Consider the following 10005-nt stretch of genomic DNA (forward strand, 5'->3'; position numbering starts at 1 on the left):
AGATATTAATGTGGTTTATAACACATCAACGCCTTTTTGAATAATTTCATTAGTATCACGAGCAATTACTAATTCTTCATTTGTAGGTATTACCATTATTTTTACCTTTGAATCATCTTTGCTTATAATTGCTTCTTTTCCTCTTATTTTTAAATGTTTACTTTTATCAAGTTCAGCACCGAGAAATTCTAATCCTTCACAAATATTTCCTCTAGTTGTAATGTCATTTTCTCCAATACCGCCTGTAAATATAATAGTATCAACTCCTCCCATTGCTGCAGCATAAGAACCAATATATTTTTTTATTCTGTATTGATACATATCCATAGCAAGAATTGCACGTTCATTTCCTTCATTTACAGCATCTTCAATATCTCTCATATCAGGAGAAATACCTGAAATACCAAGCATGCCACTATGTTTATTAATAAGAATATTTGCTGTGCTAACATTTATTTCTTCTTTATTAATAATAAAATTATAAGCACCTAAATCAAGGTCGCCACAGCGAGTTCCCATCATAAGTCCTTCAACTGGAGTAAGTCCCATGCTTGTATCAACTGATTTTCCGTCTTTAATAGCAGTCATAGAAGCACCATTACCTAAGTGGCAACTAATAATTCTGATATCTTTTAAAGGTTTTTTCAATATTTCAGAAGCTCTTGCTGACACATATCTATGACTTGTACCATGAAATCCGTATCTTCTTATTTTATATTTTGTATAAAGACTGTAAGGAATTGCATACATATAAGCATGTTTGGGCATTGATTGATGAAAAGCTGTATCAAACACACCTATTTGTGGAATGTCAGGCATTAATTCTGATACAGAATAAATACCTTTAAGGTTTGGTGGATTATGAAGTGGGGCAAGATTAACGCATTCTTCCATTTTTTCAATAACATCATCATTTATTCTAACACTACCTTTAAAACTTTCTGCACCATGAACTACTCTATGCCCAACAGCGTCAATTTCACTAAGGTCATTTATGCAACCACGCTTTTTGCTTGTAAGAATACCAAGAATATATTCTATTCCTTTTTGATGATCAAGAATTTCTCCTTCGAGTTTTACTTTATCACCATCAAACCTTTCGTTTTTTATGAAAGAACCACTTAAACCTATTTTTTCAACAACTCCTTTTGCTAGAACTTCTTCATTCTTCATATTAAAGAACTGATATTTTATAGATGAACTTCCACAATTTAAAACTAATATTTTCATTATAATTTGTTTTTTTTTCTTTTAATAAATAGATTATTTATTACGTCCTAAATTAATAATTGAACCGCTTTTGCAAATTCTTTTACCTCCTGAATAGAGGTAAAATCCTTCTCCTACATGCTTTCCATATAATTTGGTTCTTACTAATCGTTTTATAAGTGGTGAAGGTTTATATTTAATATCTCCAAATTCATTGTAAAGACCATTCATCCATTTTACAAGTTTATCAAGCCCGATTTTGTCAGCCAGAGTAAAAGGTCCTGATTGCATACCATAACCTTTCATTAGTGTTTTATCAATATCACTAACAGTTCCAACACCTTCCATTAAAAGTTCACAAGCCTCATTTATCAAAGGAATTATTAATCTTGTACTAATATTACCGGGAGATGCAGTAACATTTATAATATCTTTATTTAACATTTTGGCGAATTTATCTATTGTTTTAACGGTATAGCTATTAGTAATAACACATTTATTTACTTCAACGAGAGGTACAGTTGTTATTGGTGAAATAAAATGAACTCCAATAGCACGTTCCTGATATTTTAATATATTAGAAAGGTCAGAGATAAGTACTGTTGATGCATTAGAAACAATGATAGTCTTTATAGGAACATTTTCTTCAATTTTTTTAAATACATCTTTTCGGATTTCTAAGTTACTAACTGATTTTTTTGAGTTTACAGATTCAATTACAATATCGCAATTTTTAAGTGAACTAAAATCTACAGTTGTAACTATCCTAGACAAAATAGCTTTTTTATCACTATTTGTCATGCCCCAGCGATTAATCATTTTATCTAACTTCAACCCGATCGTTATCATAATTTCGTTAATACGCTCTTGCGAAACATCTAACATTACAACATCAAAACCAGCCCTTGCAACAACTATTATAATATCTTGTCCTGTTGAGCCGGCACCAACAACTCCAATTTCTTTAATTAATCCCTTTTTCTTAGTAGTATCTTTACTAAGTGTATAATCTTCTAAAATTTCTTTCATATCTTTATTGTTTTTCTAAAGCAAATTTTATAACTAAATAACTTTTGTTAAAAAAGTTATAGATTTTTAAATAACATTTATTTTTCGTTAGCCTGATTAGCAGTAATTGCGACAAGATTAACAATATCATCAACAGAGCATCCTCTTGAAAGGTCGTTTATTGGAGCAGCCATTCCTTGCAACACAGGACCTACAGCTTCTGCACCGGCTAATCTTTGTACTAATTTATATGCAATATTTCCAACTTCAAGTGATGGAAATACAAGTACATTTGCTTTGCCTGCAATTTCACTTTCAGGGGCTTTTTTCTTTCCGATAGCTTCAACTATTGCCGCATCTGCTTGAAGCTCACCGTCAATTTTTAACTCAGGCATCATTTCTTTTGCAAGTCTTGTTGCTTCAATAACTTTATCACACATTTCGTGTTTTGCACTGCCTTTGGTAGAGAAACTAAGCATAGCTACTCGGGCTTCTATTTTTGCAATATTTTTTGCTGTTTTTGCACTGCTTACAGCAATTTCTGCAAGTTGTTTTGCATCAGGATTTGGATGAACTGCACAATCGGCAAAAATTAGTAAGCCATCTTCACCAAAACTTTTATCTTTTAGCATCATCAAAAATGCACCTGAAACAACACTTATTCCCGGCAATGTTTTTACAATTTGAAATGCTGGTCTTAACACATTCCCGGTTGCATTCATTGCTCCTGCTACTTCACCATCGGCATCTCCTGCTTTTATCATCATTACCGATAAATATAGAGGGTCTTTTAAGAGCTTTGATGCTTCTTCTTTTGTTAATCCTTTCTTTTTTCTTATTTCAACTAATTGATTAACATAGGAATCAGATTTACTGTGGTTGTCGGGGTCAATAAAAATAGCTTTATCAATATTTTTTAAATCATATTTTTTTGCTTCTATAAGTAAATTTTCTTTTTTTCCTATTAAAATTATTTGAGCAATTTTTTCTTTTAAAATTTCATCTGCTGCTTTTAGTGTTCTTTCTTCAAAACTTTCAGGTAGTACAATTCTTTTATTTAGTTTTTTTGCACTGCTTCTTATTGATTCTAATAATGTCATATTATCTCCTTAACTGTTATTTAATTCACAACGGTAACTTGAAACAAAAGTAATTAAATTTTAATAAACTTAAAAATTCCTTTAAATAAATTAATATGTGAAATCTCCATGTTCAGATTTAATTGTCAGCTTTTTATCATCAAATTTTTCACAATATCCTATTATTCGGGCAGCAATTCCAAATTTTTCTGATATTTTTATTATATCATCTGCAACACTTTTATCAACATATAATTCTAATCGGTGTCCCATGTTAAAAACTTGATATAATTCTTTCCAATCACAATTGTTTTGTTCTTGAATGTGTCTAAAAACAATAGGTGTTTTAAAAAGATTGTCTTTAATAACATGTATGTTTTCTACAAAATTTAAAACTTTTGTTTGCCCGCCTCCTGTACAATGAATTATTCCTGAAATATTTTCTTTGTGTTTTTTTATGATTTTTGAAATAACAGGCAAATATGTTCGAGTGGGAGATAGCAATAGTTCACCAATATTTTTGTTTTCTACATCGGATTTGTCAGTAAGTTTCATATTTCCCGAATAAACATATTCTTTTGGAATGTTCGGGTCAAAACTTTCAGGATATTTTTTTGAATATGATTTATCCAAAACTTCATGGCGGGCAAATGTTAGCCCGTTGCTTCCTATTCCACTATTTTCGGAATTTTCGTAAATTGATTGTCCTGTAGATTCAAGCCCTACAATCACATTGCCAGCTTTAATGTCAATATTAATTATTTCATTTTTTTTAATTTGAGCAAATGCAGTAATTCCTACATCAACCGTTCTTACAATATCTCCTACATCAGCAGTTTCTCCACCTGAAAGAAAAACATTTACTCCATTTTTTTTCATCAAGTTACAAAAATTCTGATTTCCTTCAATTAATGTTTTTATTACATCAGCTGTAATCAGGTTTTTATTTCTACCGATTGTTGATGAGATAATTATATTATCAACAACTCCAGTACAAGCAAGGTCGTCAATATTCATTACAATAGCATCCTGTACAATTCCTTTCCAAACATTCAAGTCTGCTGTTTCTTTCCAGTACAAATATGCTAAAGATGTTTTGGTGCCGGCTGTATCAGCATGCATAAGCAATGAATTTTCCGGATTACCTGATAAATGGTCGGGTAATATTTTACAAAATGAATTTTTAAACAAACCTTTATCAAGGTTTTTTATTGCTGCATGAACATCTTTTTTGCTGGCGGAAACACCTCTTTTATCGTATTTCATAACTTTAGAATTTGTTTATTTAAGAATTGTTTATTTGTTTATTTGATTGTCATTTAGTTGCTATTTTTTAACTCTAAGTACTTTAGGCACTTTTTTTTATTTCTCGCAAAGACGCAAAGAACGCAAAGAGAATTTTTATATCTGTTTATCCATAACTTTTATCTTTTAACTTTAAGTACTCTAGGCACTTCTTATTGTTTATTTCTCGCAAAGACGCAAAGAACGCAAAGAGAATTTTTATATCTGTTTATCCATAACTTTTATCTTTTAACTTTAAGTACTCTAGGCACTTCTTATTGTTTATTTCTCGCAAAGACGTCCCGATACAGTCATTCTTCCTTATGGGGCAAGCAAAGAACACAAAGAGATTTTTTTTATTTGTCTATCTATAATTTTCAACTTTTATCTTTTAACTTTTAGTTTTTAACTCTAAGTATTTTAGGCACTTTAAGTACTTCTTTTTGTTCATCTGTTTATTCTTAACACATAACTTTTAGTTTTAAGTACTTCTTCTTGTTTATCCGTAACACATAACCTTTTAGTTTTTAGTTTTTACCTTTTAGTTTTAAGTACTCTAAGTACTTCTTTCTCTTAACTTGGGATTGTTTAAATGTCTTGTTTTATCTCTTTTAGTTTTTTTTATAATACTTTTTTGTAATGCTTCGGTCAGGTCAATTCCTGTTTGATTAGCAATACAAATCAGAACAAAAAGTACATCAGCAATTTCTTCTCCGATATTTAAATTTTCTTCACCTTTTTTAAATGACTGCTCTCCATATTCTCTTGCCATTATTCGAGCTAATTCACCAACTTCCTCCATCAAAACGGCAGTATTTGTAAGTTCATTAAAATATCTTACACCTTTTTCTTTTATCCAATCATCAACAAGTTGTTGAGCTTCTTTAATAGTCATAAAAAACGTTCTAATTGATTTTAAACAGTTAATTTTTGAGCTTTCAATTTACTGAAATTAATTGTTTTCTAAAATATCTTAAAACCCAAATCAAAATTGTTAGAAGTCCTCCTTTATGTTTTAACATTCACTTTTTTCCCAAAAATACGTACTATTCCAAAAAGCACTAATACTGAAATAAGTAAGCCCCAGATTGGTGATATTTTCAAATATGAAACAAGTATGTATCCTATAAAAACACTAATAAAACCAACTGTTAAAGAATATGGTAATTGGGTTCGCACATGCTGAATGTGGTCGCATCCTGACGACATTGAACTTAAAATTGTTGTATCGGAAATAGGTGAACAATGGTCGCCAAAAACAGAACCACCGAGTATTGCTGATACCACCATGTAAAAAATCGGCATTGTTTCATTGTAAGCTAATCCATTAATTTCACAACTATTGTAAACAGTGGGTAATAAAATCGGATATAAAAGAGCCATTGTTCCCCAGCTTGAACCTGTTGCAAAAGAAATAGCTGCTGAAATTAAAAATATAAGTGCAGGTAAGAAAAAGGGTGAAACATTTCCTCCAATAATTTCTGAAAGGTAAACATCAGTGCCTAACTTTTCGGTAATTATTCCTAATGACCAAGCAAAAATCAAAATTATCATTGCCATAAGCATTGAATTAAAACCTTCAATTACTGCATTTATTGATTTTTTTAAACTTAAACTTCGTCTTAGAAGAGTAATAATAATTGCTATTCCAATTCCAAAAAATGAAGCCCATAATAGTGCTTTATAGGGGTTGCTACTTCCAATTACATTCACAAATTTCATCCATAGACTAAGATTCTCATTTTTCCAAATTTCTAAACTATTGTGGTTAAACAGTAGGGAAACAAAAGCAACTAAAATTAAACTTACCATTGGTATTACTGCATCATACCATTTTGTTTTTATCTTGTTTGGATTTATGTATTCATTCTTTGCAGATTTTGTTTCATGAATTTTTAAGTGTTTTTTAAAATCCTTAATAGCAAGTGTTTCTATTTTATGCATCTGTCCAAAGTCTCTGTTCATTTTTAGTAACATAAACATAAAAACGATAGTTAGTAAAGGATAAAAAGCATAACCTAATGATTTTAAAAAAATCATATACGGATTTTCAGCAATATTCAATTTTATTACTGCATCATTAATATAATTTACTTCTGCACCTATCCATGTTGTAATAAAAGCTATTGAAGCAATTGGTGCCGCAGTGCTATCCACAATGTAAGCAAGTTTTTCCCTTGAAATTTTAAAACGGTCGGTCAGTGGTCTTAAGCTATTTCCTACAATTAGTGTATTTGCATAATCATCAAAAAAAACAACAATTCCCATTAGCCATGTTACTAACATAGCATTTTTTCGGGTTTTTATTACTTTTGAAAGTTTTGAAATAAGTATATGTATGCTACCGTTTTTCATAAGCAACATTACCATACCTCCAATTATCATTGAAAAAATAATAACTGCTGATTTCTGTGGATCACTTACTACTTTGATAACATAATATTCAATGAAAATCATTGGAGAACGAATCCAGTTTAAAGGATCGTCAAAACCAATTATTAAAAGAATACCTGAGAAAACACCTAGGAATAAAGCTAAAATTACTTCCTTAAAAATAATTGCTAAAAGAATAGCAAGCAGGGGAGGAACAATGCTTAAAAATGCAGGAAGTTTTCTAACATGAAAAAACTGTTTGTTTTCTTTTGAGTCTTTCGGATAAAATATAATGTCTTTATTTCCATCAATTTTAATATTTATATGTGCAATACCATCATCAAAGGTCGTTTCCCTTGTTTCTCCATTGATTATAAAAGTTTTATTTTCGTTAAAAGTGCTTATTACTGAATTGCTTTTATCAACTATTGTAATTTTTGCATTAATATGTTTTAATCCGATAACGTTTGATGGTATTTCTACATGATAACTGTAATTATTTGAGGAAAATAATATAAAAGGTGTTAAGAAAAAAATAGCTATTGAAAATAAAATAATAAATTGTTTTTTTCTTCTCATGCTACCCTAATGAATATTTATAAAAAAAAATCCCGAACCACAAATTTAATGGTTCGGGATTTATATACCAAGTTAATTCCTAACTGTTATTTTGTAAGTGTAACTTGTTTTACAACTATGTTATTACCTGATTGAATTCTTACGAAATACATTCCGCTACTTCTATCACTAATATCAACGTTATATGAACCACCTTTTGTGTTATTTAGTTTCATTGTTTTCACAACTTCACCAAGTGTGTTTGTGATGGTTATATTAAGGTCAGTTGCTACACTTAAGTTAATATCCAGAACAAATTTACCTTTTGTCGGGTTTGGATATAAACTTACAGCACTTTCTAGTCCATTTTCTTCCATTGATCTCCATGGACATTCTTCAATATTCACGTATCTAACAACTTGTACTGCAACATTATTTGATTGGTCAAATGCATCATAAGTTATAGAATAAAGTCCTAGAGCTCTTTTTGGAATATATTCATCAAAATATGTACCTTTAACATTTACAGTGGGATTTACATCAAAGTTATCTGTAATATTATAATTATAAGAAGCTAATGTGTCGAAACGGCAAAGATTAATAATGCTTGCTCCAACTAAAGTAATTACAGGTGCTTCTGTATCAACTATGTTTACTACAAAGTTAATTGTACTTGAATTCATTGAGCCATCTGAAGCTGTAACTGTGTATGTATAGTACCCTAATTTATTTAATAACATTGATGGAGCAAATTCGTCAATTAATGTTCCTGTTTCATTAACTGCTGGAGCGTCATCATAGTTATCTGTTAATGTTAAAGAAGGCATTGTAAATGTACTATTAACTTCAATAGTAATTGTATCTCCTTCAAAGTAATTAACAGATGTAATAACAGGAGCTGTTGTATCAACTACGTTTACAGTTCTTGTTACAATCACAGGACCATTTCCATTACAGTCTGTTACGCTATATGATAAGTTATAAGTTCCAAGTGTTTCTGTATCAACAGTACCTGTTACTTCATAAATAATATCATTATGTGCACAATAGTTATCATTGTAAGTAACACCAGGATCGGTAAAGGTATTGTTAACTTCATGGTTAATTAATGAATAACCGTTTAGACTGATTTGTGGTAATGTTCTGTCAACAACATAAACTGTTCTTGAAGCAGTTGCTGTGTTACCCATATTGTCGTAAACAACATATTCTAAAATATTTTCTCCAAGTGCTGAAGTGTCAACTGTTCCAATGATATCAACTCTGTCAACTCCACTACAAGTATCATCTACTGTCCATCCTTGTTCTACAAATGTATTGTAAACTTCAAGGGTGTCAATAAGAGCACCTATTAATGCAATTGTTGGAACTGTAGTATCAGCGATAACAATTATTATTCTGTCTTTTACAGCAACATTATTTTCTGCATCTACTGCTGAATATCTCCACCAGTATTGTCCAGGAGTTGTGCAATCAAGGTTGTTAGTATCGCTTACAGCTATTACTCCACTAATATTATCAAAAGCAGTTGCACCTGAATCAAAATATGTACAGTTACATTGTTCTATTGTTACAGTTTCTTGTCCTATTATTGTAATTTCAGGTGGTGTTCCATCTTTTCTAACAATAATTCTGTAATCTTCATATTCTCCAAACATATTAATACCACAAGCATTATTTGACATATTTCCTAAGCTTGTTGCAATTCTCATTCTTGTAGCACCTTTTGTTGCTGTTGAAGGTACTTGGAATGTTTTGTTCCACTGCAATGAATTAGCGTCACTTTCATAACCAATTGTTTCACCTGCGTCATCAAAGTCTCCGTCAATATTCCAGTCAATCCATGCTTTTCTGTTCATACTATTATGTGCAGTATTTCTCTCAACTGTTAAAGTATATGTTCCTTTTAAGTCAAGATTTGTTCCTGAAGTATTTACATAATCTGAATATTCAGTAGCTCCAATTTGTGAAGTATTGTTTATTTCAGCTAATTGAACTCTGCTTATTCCTATATCAGGATTAAGGTTTGGTTTGCCTTGGCTGTTTTTACTGATACTTGGTGTACAATATTCAATTGCAATTATATAATCAACTTTTGTTAATGTATCGTAAAATCCATTGTATCCTGCTATTAAAGTAATATCAAAGCTATCTTTTTTATTAAATACAATTATTGGATTTTTAGTTGTTTCATTTGTTCCTCCTTTGAATTGATAAGTAGGTACGGTTGTATTAAATTGGTCAACCATTGAGTCTGGAGAAATTATCCATTCCCATGAATCTGCACAAATATATGAAAGGTCAGTAAAACTTACATTATCTGCTCCAACAGATGGCTTTAGAATATCAGCTTCAAAATCAGGTGTTGGTGCGTGAGTTGGTTGATCAATGTAAACCAATTTTGTAAATGTACTGTCACCTCCACAACTTGTAACTGTTAATTTTACAGATGTAGGATTAACAGTTGGGATATACCAGTAAGTGAAATCTCCAT

General features: G+C 30.6%; 7 protein-coding genes. All 7 read right to left on the bottom strand.

Going from position 1 to position 10005, the window contains the following annotated elements; translation table 11 throughout:
• Positions 1 to 15 precede the first annotated feature (15 nt).
• Entirely contained in the window at positions 16 to 1230 is a 1215-nt protein-coding gene (locus U9R42_11150) for an acetate kinase (protein MEA3496582.1), read from the bottom strand.
• A 33-nt stretch (positions 1231 to 1263) separates the two neighbouring features.
• Complete coding sequence (locus U9R42_11155) at positions 1264 to 2238, bottom strand: 3-hydroxyacyl-CoA dehydrogenase family protein (protein ID MEA3496583.1); 975 nt, start codon at positions 2236 to 2238, stop codon at positions 1264 to 1266.
• Between the two features lie 77 nt (positions 2239 to 2315).
• Positions 2316 to 3317 (bottom strand): phosphate acetyltransferase, encoded by a 1002-nt coding sequence (gene pta / locus U9R42_11160; protein ID MEA3496584.1) that lies wholly within the window; start codon positions 3315 to 3317, stop codon positions 2316 to 2318.
• Between the two features lie 90 nt (positions 3318 to 3407).
• On the bottom strand, positions 3408 to 4562 hold the full coding sequence (locus U9R42_11165; GenBank protein MEA3496585.1) for an AIR synthase-related protein: 1155 nt from the start codon (positions 4560 to 4562) through the stop codon (positions 3408 to 3410).
• A gap of 574 nt (positions 4563 to 5136) precedes the next feature.
• A complete protein-coding gene (locus U9R42_11170) occupies positions 5137 to 5475 on the bottom strand; it encodes a nucleotide pyrophosphohydrolase (GenBank protein MEA3496586.1) in 339 nt (112 codons plus the stop codon).
• 113 nt (positions 5476 to 5588) lie between these two features.
• Positions 5589 to 7532 carry a Na+/H+ antiporter NhaC family protein gene (locus U9R42_11175; protein ID MEA3496587.1) on the bottom strand — a complete coding sequence of 648 codons (1944 nt, stop codon included), beginning with the start codon at positions 7530 to 7532 and terminating at the stop codon, positions 5589 to 5591.
• Between the two features lie 86 nt (positions 7533 to 7618).
• The coding region (locus U9R42_11180; protein MEA3496588.1) for a DUF5011 domain-containing protein at positions 7619 to 10005 on the bottom strand (2387 nt) is incomplete at its 5' end.

The organism is Bacteroidota bacterium (genome assembly GCA_034723125.1).
GTDB lineage: Bacteria > Bacteroidota > Bacteroidia > CAILMK01 > JAAYUY01 > JAYEOP01.